The following is a 24,613-nucleotide window of genomic DNA, read 5'->3' as shown; positions in this document are numbered from 1 at the left end:
CAGGTAGGGGGGACTATGATATTTTTTATAGTAGCGTTTTTGTATGGGTCGATGATGGTTGCAAGTCAATCAGATTGGGAGTCTGAACGACAAGTAAAATTGGATATAACTATATCTCGAATTATTAATGCGCATTATGAGCCTGTTAGCCACATGCATCTTAAATCATGCAGTCAGATTAAGACGGCAACGCGAGAGTTAAATGGCGGCAAATTACCGATTCCATTGCATGCAAAACAGCCTATAGTTGACCTTCTGGTTGAAGAATTTGGAAGACACCATAAAGATGCTGCTCGCTATTTAAAAAAATATGGAAAAGCTTTTAATATCTACGACTTATCAATACAAAAAACATTAGAATTATTAGCTGATCAGTACGAATCTGACTCAGACTCTCAAGAATCTTCAGATTCTAGTTGCGATATTGAATATGAACCAGCAGCGTTGTTCGTTTCATTGTTTTATGATAATTTTCTACCCAAAGCAGTTGAGAAGAACGAAGATAAATAGATTAAAAAAGAAGACAGTAGGTTGTGCGAACTCAATTATATAGAGAGCGTTGAACCCTACGTTTTTTACAAAAACTCCGGGAATCGGTAGGCCAGTGGGCCTGATGCACTTTTTTTAAATCTTAGCCAGGTTTAATTTCTCAAAGTTTGCTTCGTTTTTTACATAGATTGATGTAGCTTTACATAAAAAAAGCGTAACGTGGCCGCCGCCACCACTGTTTGCCAAGATAAGCGAAGCGATGTCGTAGGATAGTATCTTAATTTTTAAATTTGATTCACACTCGAAGTGTTCTGCGATCTTCTTTTTACAAAGTTACATTGCTGTTGTTACTGATGTTCCATCAGCAGCAAATGCTGTTTTTGATACTGGTTTTTCATGTTCATCATAATCGGTAAATTCACTGCTGCCATCAACTCGTGAAGTTCCGGTTTCAATAATTTTACCAACGTTATTTTTTTTGGTGAAAACTTTATTACCTTGTGCATCTGTTGTGGTTACAGTATGAGAAATTATTGCATCAGTCGTAGGGTCATATTCTTTTGTTTCAATAGTACCATCAGTTTTAAAATCAGATTCAAATATAATACCGCCTTGATGGTTTGAGATAGTTTGTGATATGACTTTGCCTTGAGCATCTTTTTTGATTGATGTTGCATACCCGTTTTCATCAATAATTGCATCTGTTACAAAAATAAGCTGGTTAGTTATCAGATCATACTCTTGCATGGTTGCATTGCCTTGAGTATCAGAATTAATTTTGCTTACAATTTTACTAGTTTCAGGATTATAAAAAAACATTTCTTTGCTGCCATCAGCTTTAATAATTGTTTTTTCAGTCACAATATCATCCGCATTTATTTTTGTGATTTCTTTACTCTTATCTGGCTTGTAGACAGTTTTTTCTTGGATGTTATCTGGAGTATACGTTGTTTGCTCGATGATAACATTTTGACCATTTTTTTTAGTTGCATGGATTGATCCGTCAGGGAATCTTTCTGCGTTAAGAGTCGAAAGAATTGTACCAGGTTGCAAGAGATTGTATTGAATGATCTCACTTTTGGTTTGTTGCGCATTGAATGTTATTTTTTCTACAACATTATTATCGCTATTTTTTATTATTTGTGTTGTCACTCCTTGAGGATTCGTTGATTGAGTAGTTGTTGTTCCATCATCATTGAGTGTAGTTTGTTCACTGGTAAAGAGTTGAGTTGTCGTCGTGTTGTCAGCATGATAGGTTGTAGCTGTTCTATTACCATAGTCGTCAAGTCGCATTGTTGCTTCCAGCTGATTTGTTTTATTGATAATTGCTGAATCTGTGATGTCACCTTCCAAGCTATTTTTTACACTAACTTTTGAGCCATCTTTTGCGATGGTATCAGTCCCTTCAAGTTTTCCAGATTCATTATAGAATTTGATAATTGAGCTTCCATCGGCATGTACGACGGTTTCTTTTTGTTTTATTTTTTTAGTGTCTATAACTGTTGTCGTTGTACTGCCGTCAGCATTATACACCGTTGAGTGCTGGCTGCCATCTGAAGTTGCAAAGTGTTCGCTTAGAATTTCTCCTTGTGCATTAAAAATTTGGATAGGTTGATCATGATGATCTTGGATTATTTCTGGTTCTATGCTTAAAGAATTTGTAGAAACACTATGCGTGCTGGTTGGTAAATTCGTATGCGATTGAACAGCAGTTGCATGAGGGATAGCTTCAGCTTTTGCTTGCGTATAATTTTTATTGATAAACTCAGCTTTTGCTTGCACAGGTGTACTATCATGCAATTGATGGTTGTCTTTCATTGCAGTAGCACGAGCAGTGGGTATTTCTTCATGGTGCATAGCAGAAATTGTAACACATAAAGACATCAAGCAAAAAACATCCAGCATAAACTTTTTCATAATATTTTGACCTTGGTAATAGTATTATATGTTTATAGTAGCTTATTTTGATCTGTGTTTTCAATAGATTGTTACACGACTATGAGAAATTTTTTTGAATTAGGTTGTAATTATAATGGTCATGAAAAATATAATATTAAGCCTCAGCATGTTGGCTTTCTGAAAAATCCATTTGATTATTTACTACGTGCTTACTTCGAGATTTTTTGCAAGATTCATAAAATTTATCGCGCTTAACGCTCAAATTATAAATTAATTTTTGTTCAGATTCGGGCAAACTTTCATAATCTTGTACACTTAAAGTTAACAATAATGTAGTTTTTCTAAATGTAGATAATTCATTAAAATCTTTAATGAGTATATGGTTATTATGTAAAACTTTTTCAATTGCTTGCGCATAAAAATCATTGTTAATTTTTTGTGAAGAGTTTTTTTTATTTTTTGGTGCATAACCCATTAAAGTATTATAATGCTCAATTGTTTGAGTTTTGATTCCTTGTTGAGGATATACTTGCAACGCAATTTGCTCTACATTATTTTTAACTAAATTTGATAATAAGAATTGCCTTACTGAATTCTCAAGATTATTAAAATCCTCCAGTGATATTGCATGCTGTTGTAAAACTCCATACACAGATGCAACATAAACTTTTTTTTCAAATTGTTTTTGTCGCTGAGCAAAGTTATTTTGGATAGCTTGACTCAATTCATCAACGGGTTCTACTTCATTTGACAAATCTTCTAAATGTTCGATCAGATTATTGAGAGGGGTAAAATCTTGTTCTTTATTCGTATGATTTTTTTCTACACGCATATTGTTATGCTCTTGAAAGCAAACCCGCTTTATTGACCTATTTTTTTCATCTATATTTTCTTCTTGTTCTATAACAGTATAAAAAATATCTTCAAGATATTTTCTTTTTTGAGGTGATAACATATTTTGATAATCTTTTAAACTGGCATTTTGCTTTACATTCTCTTTTACGGCCTGCTCTTGTTGTAAGCTGAGAAGATATTGTGGCGCTAACGATGGATACTGTTCAGCAGCATCTATGTGTAATCCAGCAAGTAACATACAAAATATTATAATTTTTTGATTTTTCATATTACAACCTATTTATTAAAAAAATAATTACCATACAATAGTGCAAAAAATTTAAATATTTTCAAATTGAAACTTGTATGCTCGTTGTTAAAAAATAGATAGTTGCTTGTACAGCTGATTGTACAAGCAAAATTGCAGGTCAATTGAATATGATTGTAATACAACTCAACAGAATCTGATTGTCTGCTTACTCATAAAAATCATGTGCAGCGTTCATGATGAGTCCTGCAATCATCATATTACAGGCAAGGGCAGTGTTACCATAACTAATAAATGGGAGCCCAATACCTTTGGTGGGAGCTAGACCGGTTGATACAAAAATATTAATCAATGCTTGGATTGAAACTAAAATGGTTAAACCTTGTACCATATAAATGGCAAAAAGATTTTTTAGTTGCCATGAAATTTTAAAGCCAAAGTATAAAAAGAGCGCAAAAAGACTGATCAAGCAGGTGGTACCAATAAAACCTGTTTCTTCGGCAATAATAGCAAAAATAAAGTCAGTGTGTTGCATCGGTAGGTAGAAAAATTTCTGTTTTGATTGAGCGATCCCGGTACCCCAAAGGCCGCCTGAACCGATTGCAATCAAGGATTGAATAACTTGGAAACCCGCACCTTGTGGATCTTTCCACGGGTCTAAATAGATTAAAATTCGCTTCCAACGATAGGGTTGAAAATAGACAACAATGCCTGCCAGGGGCAGGGCAACGCTTGTGAGCATCATGAGGTATTTCATATTCATTTTTGCAATGAAGAGCATGATTAAGACGGTTGCAAGAATCGTTGCAGTACAACCAAAATCTGGTTGTTTGAGTAGTATTACACTGACGATCATGCTGATACACAAAAGGGGTAGATAGCCTTTTTTAAATGATTCTCGTTGATCTTGCTTGCGTGCAAGAAATGAAGCGACATAGATGATGGTGGTAATTTTAAGAATCTCGCTTGGTTGAAAGATAAACCCAAATAGATTAACCCATCGACTTGAACCGTGCATACGCTTGGTCAGGTGAGAAATTAACGGAAGGGCAGTCAGGGCAAGTGAGCTTGAAAATATAAAAAAGCTTAAGCTTTGTAAGCTGCTGAGCGGAATGTTATAGGCTCCATAAAAAAACAGTGAGCCAAGTACGATTCCGTAACATTGGCGTTGTGCATAGTACAGGGGTGACCCGAATTTTTCGAGTGCATAAAATGAGCTTGATGAGTAGACAAATATAATTCCCAGTGTAATTAACGTGAGAACAATCGAAATAAAGATTGTTGCATCATGTTTAATTTTTTGTTGAGTTAACATAACAAAACTCGCATCTGTTCAGCTTGTAATCGTTAAAAAATTGTATCCAGATGAGTCTATCACGTTTTATCGCAAATGCTAGGTTGCGTGAACCAAATTTTTTACTCTCCATTATGTATGAAAATTTCGTGGATCGGCATGATGTATGTGCCTGATGCACTCTTTTTTTTACATAAAAAATCGTAACGTGGTCGCCAAGCGCCTGTTTGCGGAAATAAACGGAGCGATAGCACAGGCTTGGATTTTAATTTACTCTATTTTTGATTTTCTGACGTATGACTCAAGTTGAATAACTTGTTTGTCAACTCGATCAATTGCATGGCGAATGTCGTTTAAAATTTCAGCTGGTGTTGCTTTTGATAACATTTTGCGTGCACGAGCAACATCAAGAACCGCAATGCGTGCGATATCAACAGATTCAAAAGAGATAGATGATGTGTTTTTGATTTTTTCGATATAGATTTGAATCAATTCTATAAAATTTAAAATTGCGTGTGGTGTTGGGGTTGTGTCGACGCCACAGCACATTTCTTCAATTATTCGTTCTTTGCATGCTTGTCCATCGTCTTTAAATGATGCATGATGATGGGGTCTAATATCACTAAATCCATCTTCAGTTAATTTTGCATCGATGGTGTTATAAGCAATTGTTGCTGCAATAAGTAAAAATAAAAGCTTTCGAGAAAAAATCTTCTTTGTCATGCATATCTCCTTTTTAATTAAAATTTATGATATCTAATTACAATTAAGAACTTGTATAGTATAAGAGCATCATGTAATATCGCAAATTAATTATGTATCAACTTGTAATTACTTACATGAATATAATCTATATTTTATTTCTCTATTTTGTAAATATAACAAAAATAAACACAAAAAAGCAGGCACGATGTATAATCGTGCCTGCTAAATATGAACTAAATTTACTTAGCTGTTTCTTTTATTTTGAACAGCTTGCATTTTTCTGTCAGATTTTTTATCTTGTAGCGCGTCAAGAGCTTTTTGAGCAGCATCTACTTTAGCTTGAAGAGCTATTACATTACCTTGTTTAGTTTCGATTTCTTTTTTAATTGAATCAACATCTTTTTGTATTGATACAACTTGAGCATTGTCTTGAGCTTTACCGTTTAATTGTGCTGTCAGCTCATCTTGTTTTGCTTGTAAATCTGCAATATGATTTTGCATACAGTCAACATGGCCCATTAAAAGAGACTTTCTTGCTTGTAATTTATATTTATGGCGTTCTAGACGTGATCGTAATGTATCACGTTCTTGATGTAAATTAAGTAATGCGGCTCTTGCTTCTTTGCTTTGAACATCTGATAAATTTAAATCACGGATATCATCTTCTACAGATTTAATTTGAGCCCGTAATGTTTGGCCATGCTCTTCTTTTTGAGCTTGTAAATCTGCATCAGAATTCATAAAAGCTACTTTTTTTGCTTGAATTGCTTTTAATTGTTCTGTAAGCTCACTTCTTCTGTCGTCTCTTCTTGCTTGTCGTTCAGCTTGTCTACCATCATTTTTACTTGCTACCTTAGGTTTATTGCTTGCAGCAGCTTGTGTTGTTTCAGTTGCATCAGCCGCATCAGCTGCGTATGATGTGTAAGTAACTGCAAATGGTGTTGAAAGTAGCATAGATAATGCTAATAATTGTAACTTTTTCATAACGTTCTCCTTTTTTGTTTACGAATTATTCAACCACGAATAACTCTTACTAAAATTCATGGTATCAAAATTTAAACTTTATTTACAATGGTTTTTTGAAAAAATAAATATTTCAATAAGAAAATATCCCCGGATGTATGCCGGGGATAAGATCGTTTGCAAGAAATGATTTTAAATGAACTTGACTGTTTTTATTGCATGCGATTAGTTAATTGATTTATCATTCAAAAACTTTTGTAATTGCATAATTGAGTTACTAATATCTTTGAGTTGCTTTTCTAGGCTAGTTTTTTCTGCGATTGTCTCTGCAATGTCAGATTGATTTATATTTTTTTGCTTTTCAACGTTAGCTCTTCTTGCAGGAAGCATGACAACGCCGTTATCTTTATTTGTTACGAGCATTGAATTAAGTACAACAGATCTGTTTTTTAGTCTATGCAAATAATTTGTTTTTGCTGTAAGTGATGTTCTTATGTAAGTTACTTGAGCTTGTAGATCTGCAGCAGCAGCTTGTAACTGTATTTTAAAGTAGTTTTTTTGGTCAAGTTGATTCGCTTTAGCTGCCTTTTGTTCTTCAGATGTGCCAGTTGGCATATTTGTTGCTAATAGTTTCATGTAATCTTGTATTTTTACTTGCAATGAAGAGTTTTTCTTTTGTAATTCACTGTTGCTAAAATCAGCAGCAGCTTTTTTATCTTTTATTGCTGTTTTTATATCTTTAATATCATTTTCTATTTCAGTTGATTTTTCTGAGATACTTTCTGAAGAACTTTTTATGATAAGTGGGCTTGAAAGCAAGAGGCATAATGCAATTAAATTTATTTTTTTCATAGGTCATCGTCCTTTTTTTCTGCTATAAACATACAACTTTTTTATTTTATACTAGTATATGGACGCATCAAAAGTAAACCGTTTGAGTTTTTTATGAAATATTTTTTGTATAGTTTGTAACCATGTTTACAAATTTTTTGCCTCGATCAATATAATTATCAAATAAGTCATAACTTGATCCTGCAGGCGAAAATAAGATACTGCTTGGCTGCGTAATATTTTTGACGCATGCATCAAAAGAGTCTTGAAGTGTATCGTGTGCAGCGTATGCAATATTAAATTTTTTACAGATAGTACCAAGCAGTTCTGCTTCTTTACCAAACGCATACACTTCTATATTTTTGTTTTGCAGAGCCTGGAGTAATGGTTCACGGTTTGCGCCTTTACTTAATCCACCAAGAAAAAGTTTGATTGGTTTGTCATGGTGCATAGAATTTACGGCTTGTAAAGTCGCTTGCCAGACGGTTGATTTTGAATCGTTATAAAAATCTGACCCATGATGCGATGCTATTTTTTGTAATCGATGATCAGGAATATCAAGTTGGGCGAGTATGTTTGCAACTGATTGTACTGAAATGTTTTGTATATCAAGCGCTGCAAGTATAATTAAAAAATTTGTTTGAAACGTAATTGGTGGCAGCTGACTGATGGTAAGTAATAATGTTGTTACCTGATTAACCATTTTGTAGATACTGTTTTTATCTACATAATAGATAGTGGTATCTGGTGCTAGTTTACTCAGTTGTTCTTGAGTTGGTTTGCTTGCAGAGAAAAAAATAATATGATGATGATCTAAAGATTTTGCATTAACAAGGCTTGCAAGTTCAAGTGGCATGAGAGCTTTTTTAAGGGAGTTTTGATGCTTGATTATGTTAAACTTTGCATCAATGTATTCATCTATTGATGCGTGATGATCAAGGTGGTTATCATAAATATTCGTAATAATAGCAAGATCGGGTGAACAAATTTGTGATTGTTGAAGCTGGAAACTTGATAGTTCTAGTACGATTGTATCAAATTTTTCAGTTTGGAGCTTGCTGATAAGTTGAAGCATGGGGTATCCAATATTGCCAGCTGCGATGGTATGCAGATTCATTTTTTGCAAAATGTTAGTGAGCAGGTGAGTAATGCTTGTTTTGCCAAGTGAGCCGGTAATTGCAATAGTAGGGCTGGAGTTATGATGATAAAAAAGATCAAGTTCACTGATGAGTTTATGAGCATACGATTGATACTGATGTAAAGGAATTCCAGGACTGACTAAAATGAAATCGTTATTTTCAAAAAAATTATGAATTGTTGTAGGAGCTTGCAGCGTTGCAAAAACTATGTTGCGAGTGTGTGGGAGTTCTACCGGTTTATTATTTAAAATTTCGATGGATGTTACATTCCATTGATCAAAAAAAGTAAGAGCTGATGAGCCCACAACGCCAAATCCCCAGATACCGATTTTTTTATTATCAAAATTATTCATGATCTATCGCCAATCTTTTTAAATTTGATTTTCAAATATTGCTATCTTTTGATCATCGTTTTTTTGTCTTACTTGTTTAAACAGCGCATGAATTTCAGGTGAAAAAATGTTGTCATCAATAGTATTACCTTCATTGTTTTTGATGTTTATATGAGCACCGGCAGTAATTAACATTTGTACTATTACTATTTTACAACTTGAATATGCTCGATAAAGTGGGGTGCATCCATATTTATCTTTACAATTGAGATCAGCTCCAGCAGCAATTAATTTTAATGCTATTTTTTCACTGTTCGTTAACTTTGTATAATCTAATGTAGTTTGCCTATAAACCTCTGGAGTATTGAGATCGGCTAATGTTGCGCAATGCAATGCAGTTTCTCCAACATGATCTGGAATGTTAAGATCAGCGCCAGTAGCAATTAATATATCAGCTATTTCTGTATGATTATAGAAAGTTGCTGCATATAAAGGCGTCCATCCAGATTTATTTTGAGTGTTAATATTTGCACCTAAGGTAATTAAAAGATCTACGCATTCAAGATTTTTTTTTGCAATAGCCTGGTGTAAGAGTGTTCCATTATCTATTCTTGGATCTGTTTGATTAACCCATTGCTGTATAAAAAAATTCATACATCCATCTTTGTGCTGAATCATAAATAATAATACAGGATCATCTGTCGTATTAAGCGCCTTTTTTTCATGTATTGCATGATGCATCGTTTTAAAAAATGGATCACGTATCTTTGCAAGAATTACATCTTCAGCTTTTTCAATTGTTTGACCAAAATTACATTCTAATCCTGTAGCGTGGTTAAGATGTTCTGTTACATATTCATGAAACGACTGATTGCTTACGTTGTGTTCCTGCAAAAAATTAAAGCAGGTAACAAGCATAGGCAAATCTTTTGTTGCTTGATCAATTATTTCATTGCGAATTTGTGCATTGCTTTTTTGCACATGTGATTCTTGAGTTGTAAATATTGGTGATTGTACGCTCAATAATAGAATTAATACGTGTATATTTTTCATCATAATCATCGTCTTTCAAATATATAGTATGTATGATGTAAAAAATAAAATAGGAACAAAAAATTTGTATTTTTAAAGTAGAAATATATTGAATAAGTATATTTTTTTGACAATAAACAAAAGAGGATTAAAAAATTCAAGATACATCTCATTATATCTTGAAAGCATACCAGAAATCTCGTGGTAAATTGCTTTTGTTTTGGTATACTGAAAATTCATTTGTTTATCCTCCTATTAGTATATGAAAAGGTTTATTTATGAGCAAGCATGAAGAGAAAGAAGTCGCTGCTTTAAGTTATAAAGATACATTGAATCTCCCATCAACAGATTTTCCTATTCGTGCTCAAGCTCATATTTTTGACCAGCAAGTTTTAGAACGCTGGGAAAAAGAACTTTTGTACGCAACAACATTTGAACATAACAAAGGCAAAGAACAGTTTGTTCTTGCTGATGGTCCTCCGTATGCAAATGGTGATATTCACCTTGGTCATGCGTATAATAAAATTTTAAAAGATATTGTTACGAAGTCAGAGCGTATGTCTGGTAAGCATGTTCCGTTTGTTCCGTTATGGGATTGTCATGGATTGCCAATTGAGTTTAAAGTTACGACCGAAAACCCTGAACTGAAAAATGATCCAGTAGCTTTAAAAGCTGCATGTCGTGTGTATGCTCAAAAGTGGGCTGATATTCAAAAACAGCAGTTCAGAAATCTTGGCATTATGATGCAGTGGGATAAATCGTGCGCAACAATGGACCCGATCTATGAAGCACAAACATTACGTGCATTTGGGATTATGGTTGGTAAAGGGTATATTGCTCGTAAGCAAAAGACCGTGCCATGGTGCATGACGTGTCAAACCGTTTTAGCAAATGCTGAAATTGAGTATGAAGAACGCAAAGATCCATCAGTGTATGTACAGTTTCCGTTTGATGCAGCAACAACCGCTGCACTATTCCCAACGGTAGGTGATAAAAAAGTAAGTTTGCTTGCATGGACAACAACACCGTGGACATTACCATTAAATCGTTCTGTAGTTTTAAAACCAGGTGCTACGTATCAATTAGTAGAAATGAATGAAAAGTTAGTAATTATTGGAAAAGAATTAGTTGCTAAAGTTGCAGCAACGCTTGGTACAACTGCTCACATTATAGCTGAAATGCCTGCAGAATTATTAATTGGTCAAAAAGTTACCCATCCATTAATCGAAAACTTTCAAGTTACTGTTATTGGCGATGCCTTTGTTTCGTTAGAAGATGGAACAGCGTGTGTGCATAATGCTCCAGGATGTGGACCAGATGATTATGAAATTGGCGTAAAAAACGGTTTAGAAATCTATTCACCGATTTCTGTTGATGGTCGTTACACCGTTGATATTATTCCTGCAGATTTAGCTGGCATGTTGGTAACTGATGGTCAGTGGGCGGTATTAAAAAAATTAGATGAAGCTGGCAATTTATTATTCAAACAAACAATTCGTCACTCGTACCCACATTGTTGGCGTTGTCATCAGGGCTTAATTTTTAGAGCTACCAAGCAATGGTTTTGTGATTTATCACAACATAATTTACGTCAACGTGCATTGCAAGCAATTGCTGATATGCGTATGATTCCAGAAACGGGACAAAATCGTTTAAGTGCAACGGTATCGGGTCGTTTAGAATGGTGTTTGTCTCGTCAACGTTCATGGGGTGTGCCAATACCGGCAGTTTCATGTAACGATTGTAACGATGTATACATTTCAACAGACTTGATCGAAATCGTTGCAAAGGGTGTAGAGCAACATGGTATTGAATATTGGGATACTGTTGCAATTGAAACGTTAGTACCTGGATCTACTTGTAAAAAATGTAGCGGTACGAATCTTACAAAAGAATCAGATATTTTAGACGTGTGGTTTGATTCTGGTGTGAGTCATTTTGCTATGTTATCTGAAGGTGTTGAAGCTATTTATCCGGTGAGCATGTACCTTGAAGGTAAAGATCAGCATCGTGGATGGTTCCAGAGTTCATTGCTTACCAGCTTGGCATTGCATGAAAAACCTGCAATGCGTGAAATTTTAACGCACGGTTTTACGGTCGATGACAAGGGTCGTAAGATGTCGAAATCGATTGGTAACGTGGTAAACCCTGCTGACATTATTAAAGAAATTGGTAATGATGGTTTGCGTTTATGGGTTGCAAGTAACGATTATGACAGTGATCCTGTGGTTTCAAAAAATTTATTAAATAACGTAGCGGAAGTGCATCGCAAGATTCGCAACACGTGCCGTGGTTTATTAATGAATTTAAATGACTTTAATTTTGAAAACAATGCGATTGTTGTTGAAAAAATGCTTGCGATCGATCAGTATGCGTTATGCCAGCTGCATGATGTAAACGAGTCGATTAAGCATGCGTATCGTGGTCGTAAAACAACTGCGGTGTTTCATGAATTAGCGGATTATTGTGTTAAAGAAATTAGTTCATTTTATTTAGACATCGTCAAAGATCGTTTATACGTTGAAAAAGCTGATAGTCTTGAACGTCGATCTGCGCAAACATTATGTTATTACATTCTTGATGCCTTAACAAAAATTATGGCGCCAGTGCTTTCGTTTACGGCAGAATTAATTTCTGATTCGTATCAAGTTGATAAAAAGCGATCAATTCATTTGCAAGATTTTGCAGATTTGTCGTGGGTCATTGATAGATTGTTTACTCAAGATAATGGCATGAGTAAAGCAGACTTTTATGCAAGTTTTGATGCGATGCGCGATGTTCGTTCATTGGTGTTAAAATCGTTAGAAGATTTACGTGGGCAAGGGTTAGTTAAGCATTCGCTTGATGCTGCTGTTGCGTCGCATATTTCTTCTCAGTATAAAGATTATGATCAGATTGCTGCCTTGTTTGCTATGATACGTGCACAAGGTCACTCAGTTGAGCAGTTTTTAAAAGAATACTTTATCGTATCGCAGATTAGTTTGTCTGACGTACCTGGCAGTATTCAAGAAGTTGCACCTGGTTTATTTGTGCAAGCTGCTAAAGCGCAGGGCGGTAAATGTGCTCGTTGTTGGCAGTGGGAAGTGACGGGCAAATTTGATGAAGCAAAACAACTTTGTTCTCGATGCACCAAGGTTTTACAGTCATAAGATTGTATGACTTCTTTTCTGAATTTTTGAAAAACAAAACATAACGATAAACCCTGAGTTGTAGAAACTTGGGGTTTATCTGCTCAATAATAAATTATAGTAATAACATGATAGATAATGAAAGTTTTTAAATCGTATGCGTATTAAATTTTTTATGTTCAATTGTATGCTTTTTGTTGTTTTGCACGTTGTAATGTTAAGCGCATCTGACCAACTTTTGCAAGAAACAGAAGCTTGTTTTTTAGATAGTGCATCTTGCCACGTCGTTGTAGATCAAGATGAACATGAAGTTGATATAGCTATGCCTGTTGTTGAACATAGAGGCGAATTGTTATTGCAAGCTATTAAACATGATAATCGTACTCAAGTTCGATCGTTACTTTTGCAAGGTATTGATCCTGCAAGTTGTTATCGCAACGGGTTAAGTTATTTTGCTTGTGCAGTAGATCATAATAACTCTCAGATGATTCAGGTTTTTTTAGATTGCGGAGCACAAGATAATTCAAATGAATTGTTACGTCGTGCAATAAAATTTTATAAACATTACTCGGTACAACAGTTACTTGAAAAAAGTAGTGTCCCTTGTGTTTTTTTTGGGAATGATGAGGATAACATTACCTTGATTGCTTTAGCAGCGCAATGTAGTAATAATGTAGCAATGGAACTTTTAATTCGGCATTATAAAGATATAAATTTAAATAATTGCGCAGGAGGTGTCAGCCGTCTTAAGTCTTTGCGTGGTATTGTGGATATTCCTTATGAGAGTGGAAATACAGCTTTGATACATTTGACAAAAAAGCATATAAGACATGAATCTATTAAAGAATCTGCTGATTGTATGCGCCTTCTTCTGGCATGTGGCGCAAATCCTGATTTTGTTAATGAGCAAGGTAAATCTGCAAGATCTTTAGACCCTATAACTATTAAACATATGGAATATGTGGCACTAACAGAAGATCTTCAGGATCCATTTTCTTGTACTATTAGTTGAAAATTTCTATTTTGTGTGATCTGAATTTTTATAATTATCAGTAATTTTTTACCCAGTGAAAGTTTTTTATAGTATGTGTAATCGATATTTTTTTATGATAAGTTGTATGTTTATTTTTGGATCTGATATTTTTTTTGCATCTCAAGATTCTCAATTAAGCATTGTTAATGCTGGTATGCAAGATTTTGATTTGATGGAGCAAGGTCTGCCTTTGCATGACAGGAGTGATCGGCAAGAAATTTCAATTGATTTTTTTGATGCGCCGACTTTTCTTTTAGCAAGAGATGCTTCAATTATGTATGATAATTTACAACTGTTTTCTGCAATAAAAGAAAAAGATCATAAAGCGATGCCGTCATTGATTTGTCAATCTCATTCTGATTGTGTTTATTATGACAATCAAGATGGCAAAACATTGCTGTGCGCTGCAGCTGAGTACGGAAATGTGCGTGCTGTGTCTGAACTTTTGAATCATTATGAATTTCATAATGGTTGTGATTTTAATGATTTACAAGTTTTAGCAAATATGCCTGACAAGCATGGTTCTACGCCATTATTGTATGCGGTTATACAGTACAAAAATTTTCCAACGCACGAGCATATATCTTGTGTATTACAGCTTTTGCGAGCTGGCGCACAAGTTGATCGTCGTAATCGAGCAGGCATTAGCGCACAATCATTTGCAGAGCAGCATGAAGTATCTTGCGTGTTAGAGTTGTTTGCCCATGAAGATGAATCATCGTGTATTATAAGTTAAGATGCCTTGCGGTGTGAAATTTTAAAAAAGAGAAAGGGCTCAGGATAAACCTGGGCCCTTTTTGCGTTGGCGACAATTTTTTTTGCCGCATCATGTATGAGATCGATAGGAGACTGTGGTGAACTATTTGAGAGAATAGTTGCAGTTCTTGTTTGTCTATAACTCTGATGCGATCTATTTAAAAGTATACTAATTGAATTTTATTATGCAATTGGTTAAACTTGTTTTTTATAATTATTAATCATACATAAGTTTTGAGGTGTGATGCAGACGAAATTAATCCTCAATTTAATCGCGTGTGTTTCTTTTGTAGATACAATTTTTACGAGTCAAAATGCTGAAATTGAGCTAGCAGAAAGTTTTCAGACTCATGGCTTGGTTGCACGAGTTTCATCAAAAAAATTATTTCAAGACGTTGATTCTCAATGTGAAGATGATTTAGAGAATATTTTTATTTCTCGTGAGGCGGTAAAAATTTATTTCTATCTTCAGGATTTGGATGAAGTAGAAAATTGTCATAGTTGTACAAGCGAAAGTCTTGATGTTATTGAAGATTATTGCTTGGTTGATACCGATGAAATTACGATGAATGCGTCAGATCATGGACAAGATTTTTTTAATCAAAAAGTTATCACTGGTGATGATATGTATACATCATTAGGATTATCTTATTTTGATGGTGAAAAAGAGGTTGAATAACTGGAGATTGGTATTGTATGAACAGGTGTAGAATTTTATCTATATTTTTATTATGTGTGCTATCACAGCAAATGTTTTGCAGTCATGAGAGATCTTTGCGGCTTGTGCATGGTGAGACTGTAGATTCTATTTATAATTTTCAAACGAATGTTTCTATTTTTGTTGAGCAATGTAATTTTTTGCCTCAATTGCAAGATTTAGCACAATTTATTTATGAAACAACAGAAAGAGCTGATGAAGAAGGTTATCATTGGGAGCTTGCTTATTTATCATATGAGGAACGTGAATCAGCTATTAAAGAGCCTTTAGATTTAGTAAAGCCTTTATTTGTTTTGTATGATCATGTAGATAGATGTAAAATTATAGAATTAATGGCACCTGCTATTGCAGTTTGCGTGCTCGATTCGTTTATTAAAAAAATTGAAAATTAGCGCATGTTGTATGTTGTAAGTAGATGGTTGTGTCGTAAAAAAATTGTATAAAAATCAGGGTTGTTGTATGAAAATATATAAAAATTTTGTGTTAGCAGTGACGCTGATATTTTTGCCTCATGTGCATTATTGTAGTCAGGACAGTTTTGATTCTGAACTTGCTCGTGAAGAGTGGGGACCGATTCCAACTATGGTTGGTGAGCGCGATTCGAGTTTGTTTCAAGATTTGATAGTGTTGTGTGATCAGTTTGTTGACCTAGGTGAATTACAAGTGTCAGAGAAAGAATATTGCTGGGAGCAAGATTTGCTTGAGCGATGCGAAGATTTTTGGATGTCTTTTGATAATGAAAGATAGTTATATTTTTCTATGATTATTAAAAAAGGGAGAGCTTGTAGGCTTTCCCTTTTTTGCATGAAATTATATATCAAGCTGTGTGAACAATATCCTAGGTTTTGTGAACCAAATTTTTACCAAAGAGTTTCGCCCTACGCTTTCTACAAAAACTCCGGGAATTTGCAGGCCAGTGGGCCTGATGCACTCTTTTTTTAAACTAAAAAAGCGCAACGTGGCTGCCGCCACCAATGTTTCCGGAGATGAGCGAAGCGATATCGTAGGATTGTACACAACTTTTAAATTTGGTTCACACAGCCTAGAGTTTTATTTAAGATAATTGAGTTAAAATTTTTATCAAAATGTGCATAATTGTATGTTTTTATAAAAAATCACATGCATAAAAAGGCTTTGTTTAAAGCACAAAATGCGTTTTTGCGTGCACTGTAATAATAAAAAACAAGAAAATTAGAGTGAGTGACACTTTTTTTCTTTGAAATAGTATTTTTTACAATTTTTATATAGTTATGTTAACAATTTTAAATTAAATCAACTTTATTTATTTTCTATTTTTTAATTCTGTTGCAAGTGTTTTATTTAAAGTATTTTTTTAGTTTTTCTGTTTTACTATATGAGTCTTATTAAGAAGATTTTATAAAGTTAAGCTGTTTGATTTTGTCGCTGCATTTCGCATAATACAAGCATTAATTATATTGTGCTGTGTGGACCAAATTTAAAAAAATAAGATACAGGCTTGCCATATCGCTGAGCTTATCTCTTGAGGTGTGGTTGGCGGTGGCCAGGTCACTCTTTTTTATTTTAAAAAAGAGTTTGTTATGCATCCAGATCATTCTGATTCTCTGAGTTTTTATAGAAATCGCAGGGCAAAATTCTCTGGTGAAAATTTGTTTTACAGAACTTAGGCTGTGTGAACTAAATTTACATATGGATAAAAACCTACGATATCGCTTCGCTCATCTGCGATTACTGGTATTAATTTGTATGGAGCTTTTTACTCTTTTTTTGATGATTATTTTGCGTGCAGGGTTTTTTAAAGAATTTATTGCAATTGTATCATTTGTTCTTTTTTGCGTTGAGATTTCGTATAATAGATGATTTTTTATGTGATTTTACTTTTTTTGATTGGTTATATTTTTTATTTTTAATTGAAAATAGGTGATTGAGAGGGTTGTTTTTTGCTTTTTTGATTGAGCTGTATTGTATTTTTTTACGCGATTTTTTTGCATATTATCAATGATTGTTTAATTTTTGAGGCTACCAAATTTTTTTTTGCGCCGGGGAGTAGAAATTATAATCCCCCCTGGTGAAAGAGTTCTGGGGGGGGATTATAATTTCTCAAATACAAAGAAAAGAATTGAATACAAAGAATTTTAAGGAATAATAAATAAGGAATAATAAAAAAGGAATAAGGAAGATTTAAAAAGAATTATAAAGAGTTATAAAAGAGTTAAAAATGAAGATTGCATATAAATAATTTTTTAATGATTTTTTATTGTATTTATTTTTTTTGGGGGGGAAGAAAATAAAAAGTCTGTATAGCCGATTGATGCTGTGAGTCGTTTTTTGTAAGGCAGGGCGAAGAGAAATGGGAATTTTATTGTATAAAAAATAAAGAGAAAGGGGTGCATTGCACCCCTTTCTCTTTATAATCATAGATGTAATATAAGTTAATTAACTTTACCAGCATCTCGTTTTTTACGTTTGATTTCGGCTTTTATTGCTCGATCTAATAAATCAAATGATGCGCGAGTGTCAAGTATAACGCGATCAAGGCCGTGTAAACTTTCTACCTTTGCTTGTAGTTCGTTGTACGCTTTTGTTTCTTCTGCGTTATCTTTTTCTATTTTATGAGCTTTGTGTTTATTTTGTAACTCTTTTTGGGTGCTATTAAATAAACCTTCATACGATTGGAATCGTGATTTTAGTTTTTTAAGCGCAGGTGAGTTATTCAACTTATCAAGCTCTGATACGTTGAGAGATGGTAGACTTGTTCTAGTTGCATCTACAATTGATTTCAGCTCTTTGATATCTGGTAGAGCTGCATCAATTAATGCTTTGAGTGTTCCGTAATAGGTATGAGCACTTTGCGTAGCTTTTTTAAATTCTGCTGATTTTTCGTTATATTTTTGTAAGTTTGGTTGCAATGAAGATCGCAAGCTTCTTTCTTGTTGTGATATTGGTCCATTGAAATAAGGGTTGGTAATAGATTCGCGATTATAATTATTGTTAAAATCATCGATATTAAGCAACTCTTTGCCGTATGGCTTATAAATATCGCCAGCTTTTGATAATGCTTTGCGATATTCATCGTAAGAAGCATTATCAAACATGTCATCATATCGTTCAATTTTATCGATGACTGGTTTTAATGCATCAGCTTTTTTGTCTTCAGGCTTTTTCTCTTTTGGATCTTCTTTTTTGATGGTTTTGTCTGCAGGAGCTGCTGGTGCGCCTGGCATAGAAGAAGAGTTTGGAGCGCCTTGGCTATTACCAGCGCCGCCATTATAGTTCATTTTGTTTTGAGCTCTGCGACTTTGTGGCGATGCGCTTGTATAGTTTTGGCCTGCGTAATCATTGCGAGCAGGGTTGTAATTTGCAGATGAACCATACGACGGATTATTATCTATACCTGTGTAAGCACCAATTGGACGTTTTATTTTTTCAATTTGTTTTGCAGCATCTAATGAAGATTTTGCTTTGTCATCATGTTCTTTTGCTAATTTTAATGCCTCTGGTTCAAATTCTTGTAAGAATTTTGTCAGCATTGGTAATAATGTCTCTGTTGCACCAGAGAAGAATTCTAATATTTTATTAAATTTCAGTACGTTTGCATCTGATGTTGCTTTATCAATTTCTAAACCAAACGTATCTGCTACGTTAAACTGCTTATTTTCTATTTCTAAGCGTTTAGAAAAATTTTCTATGGTCTCATTAAGCTTTTTAATATCATCATTCTTAGCGGATGTTAATATCGCTAAAATGTTTTTATTATTCAAAGCTTGGAGTAAACGAACAAGTTCGTTAAATGTTTCTTTCTTATCCCACTGTTTTAATACTGATGTTAACGTCACATCACTTTTTACTTTTAATAAAATTCCATTGATCGTTTTATTAATTCTATGCAGCATATATTCAAATGAAGAATCTCCAGAGACCATCTCTTGTCGTGGTTCTTTGATAGGCTCAGGTTTAATTGTTTTAGCTTCTTGCGCTTTAAAAGCTTCTGCTTCTTTTTCTAATAACAAAGGTTCTACGATTTGAGCAATTTTATTAATCTCTTCAAAATCTTCTGGTGAAAAACTTTTCATAGTATCTTCCATCATTCTCATGAACTCAGCTTGTTCTTCTGGAGTTCCTTTGGTCATGATACGTTCCATCTCACGTTGTCCTTCTTCCATATAAGCAACGATTTGCTCTTCGGTAAGATCTTTGAACATATCATGGACAGATACTGGTTGCATTTGTACACCCATGGCGCCAGCTGAGATAAAGCAAGGCATAGCAAGGGTAAATAAAAGAGATTTAAAGAAATGATTCATAGGGATTACCTTTTCGTTATATATGAATAATATTTACGTTGCTTTCATTAGTATTGAACAAAATAGTTTAAAAATAAAGTGGTAGGTAGTAAAAGATCTCTATGATTATTATGGAAGACATTTTAGACCTATGCCTACACGACCCCTATACGCCTGACTGCATATCTATACAGATACGTACGCACACACTACACAAATGTACACATGATGATAGAAAAGGGGAGTTGTCTGCGCATGCGATTATTACGATGTATATATTGCGTATTAGATAGGTAAACAAATGATTATTCATCGATTTTTTTAAGCGCAGGTCAGACCCAATAAGACCAAAATGTGGCGGGTTGGGTAGCACGACTCTTTTCAGGCGTAACTTGTGTCTTCATTATACAGTCCCTTTTGTTTGCATAATCAGACTGCTTTGACCAGTTTCATTGATGTGCACCCCTGATTATATCATGGTAACAAGCTTTTTTAGCTATTACCTTGCATCTGGTATTCATCGTATTTTATATGTGCCATGTATAAAATATGATAGTATTACGCTCATATTTTACAAGTCGTATGTATTGATCTCGTGCCTCTTTTTATCATTATAAAGAAAAATTTTTGAATAAAGTGCCTACAATTTTTATACTATTTTTACATGAGCTTAATACTCTTGCTGCTGATAACCCGATGTTGTTTGTATATTACGACAAGTTTGCCTTGTATGCCATGTTATTTATTTTAAATAAAAACCCGACTCTTTTGACAGATTGTGCAATGCAAGTTATTATGAATAAAATAAATATCCTATCAGTAAATTAAAAAAGATTACATGTATGCAGAAATTACAAAAAAATATGATAGTACTCTGTTCATTGTTGTTTGGTGGTCAGATATGCCAAGCATCGTTTATAACTCGGCTGAGTGGGTTTTCGCTTGTAACTGGTGCTGCATTAACAAAGAGAGCATATGATTATTCTACCTACAAAGAAGCAGATTCGATTGATGCTCAGATTTTCCCACATTCTTTAGCGTGGTATAAAGATCTTGCAATGAAATATCCAGAAGCTCATCTTGATCAAAAGAAATTTAAATCTGGAATTATCTGGGCTGCCGATATGGATCATCATATAATTTACGCTCCTTTTTATGATCTTATAACTATTGAGCAAGTGCCTGAAAATGATACAGAGGTTCAAGCTAAAATTGAAAAGCTTGCCGGATTTGAGGGAATTGTGCTTCATGAAGCGGGGCATATTGAGCATAATCATAATATTAAATCTTTATTTTTTATGCTAGGAACTCTTGTCCCTTTAGAAATATGCTATCAAGATTATATGAAAAAAGTTGCACAAACCCCATCGGCAAAAAACTTGTACGGTTCGTTGTGGAATTTAACTAAAAGCATGCCAAGGCGAATTGGTTTGTTTTCTACCATGTCTACAGTTGGTTCTTTAGCCGCACTCTATGATTCCCGTCAAAACGAAATACAGGCAGATGCTTTTGTTTGTAAGCATGCAGATCTAGCAGCACTTCGTGGTTATGCGCAATTTTTTGAAAAAAATATCTCCTTTGAATCAAATATTTCAGAAATATCCCCTTTGAAATATCAAAAATTCGTAGAAATAACTTCTACACATCCGTCAAGCGCATCTCGTCTTATAGCTGTGCAAAAAGAAATTGCTCGCCGAGAACTTGCACACGTAAAATAACTGAGTTTTTAAAAAATAAAAAAGAGCCGAGGTCTAAAAACTTTGGCTCTTTTTTTATGTATCTCTTGGATTATTTGCTACGTACAGGTAACGTTGTATACCTAATCACTATCACTTGTGCCATATCAACACTTGTTTTGCTGCTTTATAACAACTACTTTGATTCTTTTTTGGCATCCAACCAGTAACATCCTGCCGTAAAGCATAAACATCGAATACAATCAGGTGTAACGACATGCTTACATACAGGTACACAGAGCGTAGCGCATGTTAGCTTGCAACAACTTGTTACTGTTTGGTTAAAGTATGTTTTTTCAACATTGCAAAGAATTTTTTCGCAGCAACAATCAGATGCTGTAATACATTTTGATTCTGCACATTGCGCTGATGGAACAGCGCATGCATTACGCAGCATTGTAAGAGGATCAATTATGCATGATGGACATGTATAAGGAGGGCTTTCTCTTAACGTTTCTTCTTGAGTGTGGTAGTGAGCATATTGATTGTTGAGTTGGTGCAAAAATGCATAGATATTCTGCTCTTGGTGAAATTGATTCATATCAAATTTTTCTACAACTGTTTCTGCATCTGATTCATATTCTGATGGATATATAATCGTTATCGCCATGCAAGCTATAATTAAGAAATTTTTTATCATTATAATTTTCTTTATTTCAAATAATTTTCATATAGGCATATTATAAGCAATTTTTAATCAGTTTTACATAATTTAATGACAAATATAGTGTAAAGTGCAGCAACCTCACTAAAATGACTCAATTCTTATCTTATGATTTTTACCAAAACTCCGAGAATTTACAGTTTATATTCTGTTAAAAAACAAGAGCCAAGGTCATGACCTTGGCTCTTGTAATCTCATAAATGTATCAAGGCTTATTGCTTTGTTGGGTAGTATCCAATTGCGTATGTCATGTCAGCATTTTTTACCTCATTTTGAGTTAACTTAGTACCAGTAAAATCAGTTCCATTAATAATAGTTCTATCTGATAAAATAACCCCTTGAAATTTAGTGATATTTTTCAAGATTGTATTAGTTAAATCAGCGTCGGTAAAGTTAGCTTTTGAGATATTGCTATTAGATAAAATAGCTCCATTTAAATTTGCGCCTACTAATTTAGCACCTGTTAAGTTAGCGCCCGTTAGATTAGCCCCACTTAAATTAGCAAAAGATAAGTCGACTCCTGTTAAATCTGCGCCAGCAAGATTAGCTCCGCTTAAGTTAGCATACGATAAATTAGAGTTAGATAAATCTGCCTTTGTTAAAATAGCGTTTGTTAAGTTAGCGTACGATAAATTAGTTTTACTCAAGTTACCATTTTTAAAATTGCCTCCTGCTAAATGAGCGTAGACTTTTTCATTTTCATATTCTATCACTGAAAAATCAGACCCATTGACATCGCTACTTTCCAGATCAATCGAAATATATTCTTCTTTGAGCTTTTTTATAATTTTACGAAAATCTATATTTGATAGATCACAATTTATACAGATTCCTGTCGTTGAAAAATTTTGTATATTATCTTTTTTTGAAAACTTAGCTGTTTGCATAAGCTCAGAATCTATAGTTGGGTTTATTACTGATGTATTAATATCACAATATACCAATGTGGTCGAAAATAGGCTAAAAGCTATTAAAATTTTTTTCATGTGTATCCAAATTTTATGACAATAATGTACTAATTTTTTATAAAAACAGCGTACCATTATTTCAGAATGGATTTCAATGATCAAGGGAAAGCTTTGAATTAATTCAATTAGCATTGATTTTCCTGACGGGTATATAGTAAATTATATTCAGAATCAAAAAACTAAAAAAAGGAGAATAGTATGAAAAATTTAATTATGATCGCTATTGGCGTTGCATTAGGAATTGCTGGCTACATGGTTGTCAATGAATATTGCACAAGTCATAGTGCTACAGTTAAAATACAAGGTATTGATAGCGGCATATATCATGGATATGATAATGGTTCAGAATCAACGAATACTCAATATGGAACAACTAGTTCTTGGGATAATAAATCAATAAATAAATTTACAAAGCAAGCTGAAAAAGATGTAAAAGCAGCTGTTTAAAAATAAAATTTTAAGCACTCTTGTACACCAAGGATAGTTTATAAGTAGTTTTTAATAAAGGAGAATAGTATGAAACAGTTAATTACCATCGCTTTAGGTGTTGCATTAGGAATCGCTGGATATGTTGTTGTAAATCGTTATCTTACTACGCATAGTGCAACTGTCGTTGTGCAGATGGGGCCTGCTAAAGAATCACATCATAATAAAAATCATGATGAAACAGTTGTTGTGCAAAGACGTGCAGTCGTAAATAATAATGATGAAAATACAGTTAAAAAAGCTCAAAATGCGTCTAAAGATGCTGAAAACGCAGTGAATAGCGCAGAGAGAAAATAAAAAAAGGAGAATAGTATGAAGTTGTTACTTACCATCGCTTTAGGCGTTGCGTTAGGAATCGCTGGGTACGTTGTTGTAAATCGTTATCTTACTACGCATAGTGCAACTGTAGTTGTGCAGAATTGGCAGAATGTGCAGAATGAATATCAGCTGGAGTGGCAGCAGCGGGATCAACAGGAACCTGATGAGTATCTTCTACAGGAACCTGATGAGTATCTTCTATATGCATAATAATATATAAAGGAGAATAGTATGAAACAGTTAATCACCATCGCTTTAGGCGTTGCATTAGGAATCGCAGGGTACGTTGTTGTAAATCGTTACTTGCATACTCATAGTTCTATAGTTGTTGTGCAGAAGACACCTGTTAAAGATTCTTATAATCCGGAAGGAACGATTAATCAATACAATCAATATACTCCAGAAGAAACTATTCATTCTTATGATAGGCATTCGGGCGTGGATGATAGTGGTTCAAGCATGCATCTTTTCGGAGAATAGTATGAAAAATTTAATTACCATCGCTTTAGGTGTTGCATTAGGAATCGCTGGATATGTGTTTGTAAATCGTTACTTGCATACGCATAGTGCAACTGTAGTTGTGCAAAGTAATCATAAAGCGCAAGTAGATAAAAAAACAGCGGAATTGGATAAAAAGATAAAAGATATAGAGATGGGCATATACTAGATAATACTATACATATTGGTGAGTCTTGTAAATCTAGATTTTTACAGATAGATACAATAAGAGCGCATACACATGCGCTCTTATTCTTAGA

Annotated in this window: 24 protein-coding genes; 13 read left to right on the top strand and 11 right to left on the bottom strand. The window is 34.0% G+C overall.

Features of this window, described 5'->3' with window-relative positions; all coding sequences use genetic code 11:
• Nucleotides 1-15: 15 nt before the first annotated feature.
• Nucleotides 16-510, top strand: coding sequence for a hypothetical protein (locus C0J27_RS00615; RefSeq protein WP_115585269.1), 495 nt, complete (start codon nt 16-18; stop codon nt 508-510).
• A gap of 312 nt (nt 511-822) precedes the next feature.
• On the opposite strand, the gene C0J27_RS00610 is transcribed toward C0J27_RS00615, so the two are convergent.
• The 8 genes from C0J27_RS00610 to C0J27_RS00575 form a co-directional block, all read right to left on the bottom strand.
• Nucleotides 823-2,406 (bottom strand): hypothetical protein, encoded by a 1,584-nt coding sequence (locus C0J27_RS00610; RefSeq protein ID WP_162801694.1) that lies wholly within the window; start codon nt 2,404-2,406, stop codon nt 823-825.
• Nucleotides 2,407-2,542: 136 nt separating this feature from the next.
• Entirely contained in the window at nt 2,543-3,511 is a 969-nt protein-coding gene (locus C0J27_RS00605) for a hypothetical protein (RefSeq protein ID WP_115585267.1), read from the bottom strand.
• Between the two features lie 187 nt (nt 3,512-3,698).
• On the bottom strand, nt 3,699-4,805 hold the full coding sequence (ftsW, locus tag C0J27_RS00600; RefSeq protein ID WP_115585266.1) for a putative lipid II flippase FtsW: 1,107 nt from the start codon (nt 4,803-4,805) through the stop codon (nt 3,699-3,701).
• 249 nt (nt 4,806-5,054) lie between these two features.
• A complete protein-coding gene (locus C0J27_RS00595) occupies nt 5,055-5,507 on the bottom strand; it encodes a hypothetical protein (protein WP_115585265.1) in 453 nt (150 codons plus the stop codon).
• 225 nt (nt 5,508-5,732) lie between these two features.
• The gene (locus tag C0J27_RS00590) at nt 5,733-6,473 is read right to left on the bottom strand and encodes a hypothetical protein (RefSeq protein ID WP_115585264.1); all 741 of its coding nucleotides are present in this window, start codon (nt 6,471-6,473) and stop codon (nt 5,733-5,735) included.
• A 204-nt stretch (nt 6,474-6,677) separates the two neighbouring features.
• Nucleotides 6,678-7,304 carry a hypothetical protein gene (locus tag C0J27_RS00585; protein ID WP_115585263.1) on the bottom strand — a complete coding sequence of 209 codons (627 nt, stop codon included), beginning with the start codon at nt 7,302-7,304 and terminating at the stop codon, nt 6,678-6,680.
• A 91-nt stretch (nt 7,305-7,395) separates the two neighbouring features.
• Complete coding sequence (murD, locus tag C0J27_RS00580; RefSeq protein WP_115585262.1) at nt 7,396-8,775, bottom strand: UDP-N-acetylmuramoyl-L-alanine--D-glutamate ligase; 1,380 nt, start codon at nt 8,773-8,775, stop codon at nt 7,396-7,398.
• Between the two features lie 18 nt (nt 8,776-8,793).
• Entirely contained in the window at nt 8,794-9,810 is a 1,017-nt protein-coding gene (locus C0J27_RS00575; protein WP_162801693.1) for an ankyrin repeat domain-containing protein, read from the bottom strand.
• A gap of 254 nt (nt 9,811-10,064) precedes the next feature.
• Here C0J27_RS00575 and ileS point away from each other — a divergent pair, with 254 nt between their 5' ends.
• From ileS to C0J27_RS00545, 6 genes are all read left to right on the top strand, one after another.
• Complete coding sequence (ileS, locus tag C0J27_RS00570) at nt 10,065-12,935, top strand: isoleucine--tRNA ligase (protein ID WP_115585260.1); 2,871 nt, start codon at nt 10,065-10,067, stop codon at nt 12,933-12,935.
• Nucleotides 12,936-13,071: 136 nt separating this feature from the next.
• Nucleotides 13,072-13,926 (top strand): ankyrin repeat domain-containing protein, encoded by an 855-nt coding sequence (locus C0J27_RS00565; protein ID WP_115585259.1) that lies wholly within the window; start codon nt 13,072-13,074, stop codon nt 13,924-13,926.
• A 94-nt stretch (nt 13,927-14,020) separates the two neighbouring features.
• Nucleotides 14,021-14,683 carry an ankyrin repeat domain-containing protein gene (locus C0J27_RS00560; protein ID WP_252120575.1) on the top strand — a complete coding sequence of 221 codons (663 nt, stop codon included), beginning with the start codon at nt 14,021-14,023 and terminating at the stop codon, nt 14,681-14,683.
• A gap of 264 nt (nt 14,684-14,947) precedes the next feature.
• Nucleotides 14,948-15,382, top strand: coding sequence for a hypothetical protein (locus C0J27_RS00555; protein WP_115585257.1), 435 nt, complete (start codon nt 14,948-14,950; stop codon nt 15,380-15,382).
• Nucleotides 15,383-15,399: 17 nt separating this feature from the next.
• Nucleotides 15,400-15,813, top strand: coding sequence for a hypothetical protein (locus tag C0J27_RS00550; protein WP_115585256.1), 414 nt, complete (start codon nt 15,400-15,402; stop codon nt 15,811-15,813).
• Nucleotides 15,814-15,880: 67 nt separating this feature from the next.
• Nucleotides 15,881-16,168, top strand: coding sequence for a hypothetical protein (locus C0J27_RS00545; RefSeq protein ID WP_115585255.1), 288 nt, complete (start codon nt 15,881-15,883; stop codon nt 16,166-16,168).
• 1,664 nt (nt 16,169-17,832) lie between these two features.
• On the opposite strand, the gene C0J27_RS00540 is transcribed toward C0J27_RS00545, so the two are convergent.
• Nucleotides 17,833-19,704: a P-loop NTPase family protein gene (locus tag C0J27_RS00540; RefSeq protein ID WP_115585254.1), complete on the bottom strand. Its 1,872-nt coding sequence runs from the start codon at nt 19,702-19,704 to the stop codon at nt 17,833-17,835.
• An 821-nt stretch (nt 19,705-20,525) separates the two neighbouring features.
• Here C0J27_RS00540 and C0J27_RS00530 point away from each other — a divergent pair.
• Nucleotides 20,526-21,401: a M48 family metalloprotease gene (locus C0J27_RS00530; protein WP_115585252.1), complete on the top strand. Its 876-nt coding sequence runs from the start codon at nt 20,526-20,528 to the stop codon at nt 21,399-21,401.
• Between the two features lie 154 nt (nt 21,402-21,555).
• On the opposite strand, the gene C0J27_RS00525 is transcribed toward C0J27_RS00530, so the two are convergent.
• Together C0J27_RS00525 and C0J27_RS00520 are read right to left on the bottom strand one after the other, a co-directional pair.
• Nucleotides 21,556-22,059, bottom strand: coding sequence for a hypothetical protein (locus C0J27_RS00525; RefSeq protein ID WP_115585251.1), 504 nt, complete (start codon nt 22,057-22,059; stop codon nt 21,556-21,558).
• Nucleotides 22,060-22,295: 236 nt separating this feature from the next.
• On the bottom strand, nt 22,296-23,069 hold the full coding sequence (locus C0J27_RS00520) for a pentapeptide repeat-containing protein (protein WP_162801690.1): 774 nt from the start codon (nt 23,067-23,069) through the stop codon (nt 22,296-22,298).
• Nucleotides 23,070-23,249: 180 nt separating this feature from the next.
• Here C0J27_RS00520 and C0J27_RS00515 point away from each other — a divergent pair, with 180 nt between their 5' ends.
• From C0J27_RS00515 to C0J27_RS00495, 5 genes are all read left to right on the top strand, one after another.
• Entirely contained in the window at nt 23,250-23,498 is a 249-nt protein-coding gene (locus tag C0J27_RS00515; protein WP_115585249.1) for a hypothetical protein, read from the top strand.
• 69 nt (nt 23,499-23,567) lie between these two features.
• Entirely contained in the window at nt 23,568-23,834 is a 267-nt protein-coding gene (locus C0J27_RS00510; RefSeq protein WP_115585248.1) for a hypothetical protein, read from the top strand.
• 15 nt (nt 23,835-23,849) lie between these two features.
• Complete coding sequence (locus tag C0J27_RS00505) at nt 23,850-24,065, top strand: hypothetical protein (protein WP_115585247.1); 216 nt, start codon at nt 23,850-23,852, stop codon at nt 24,063-24,065.
• Nucleotides 24,066-24,086: 21 nt separating this feature from the next.
• Nucleotides 24,087-24,335 (top strand): hypothetical protein, encoded by a 249-nt coding sequence (locus C0J27_RS00500; protein ID WP_115585246.1) that lies wholly within the window; start codon nt 24,087-24,089, stop codon nt 24,333-24,335.
• A gap of 1 nt (nt 24,336) precedes the next feature.
• On the top strand, nt 24,337-24,522 hold the full coding sequence (locus tag C0J27_RS00495) for a hypothetical protein (protein WP_115585245.1): 186 nt from the start codon (nt 24,337-24,339) through the stop codon (nt 24,520-24,522).
• The last annotated feature ends 91 nt before the right edge of the window (nt 24,523-24,613 follow it).

This window comes from Candidatus Chromulinivorax destructor, from assembly GCF_003366055.1.
Taxonomy (GTDB): Bacteria; Babelota; Babeliae; order Babelales; family Chromulinivoraceae; genus Chromulinivorax; species Chromulinivorax destructor.
The sequence above is the reverse complement of the archived record's forward strand: the minus strand, read 5'-3'. Positions and strand labels throughout refer to the sequence as shown.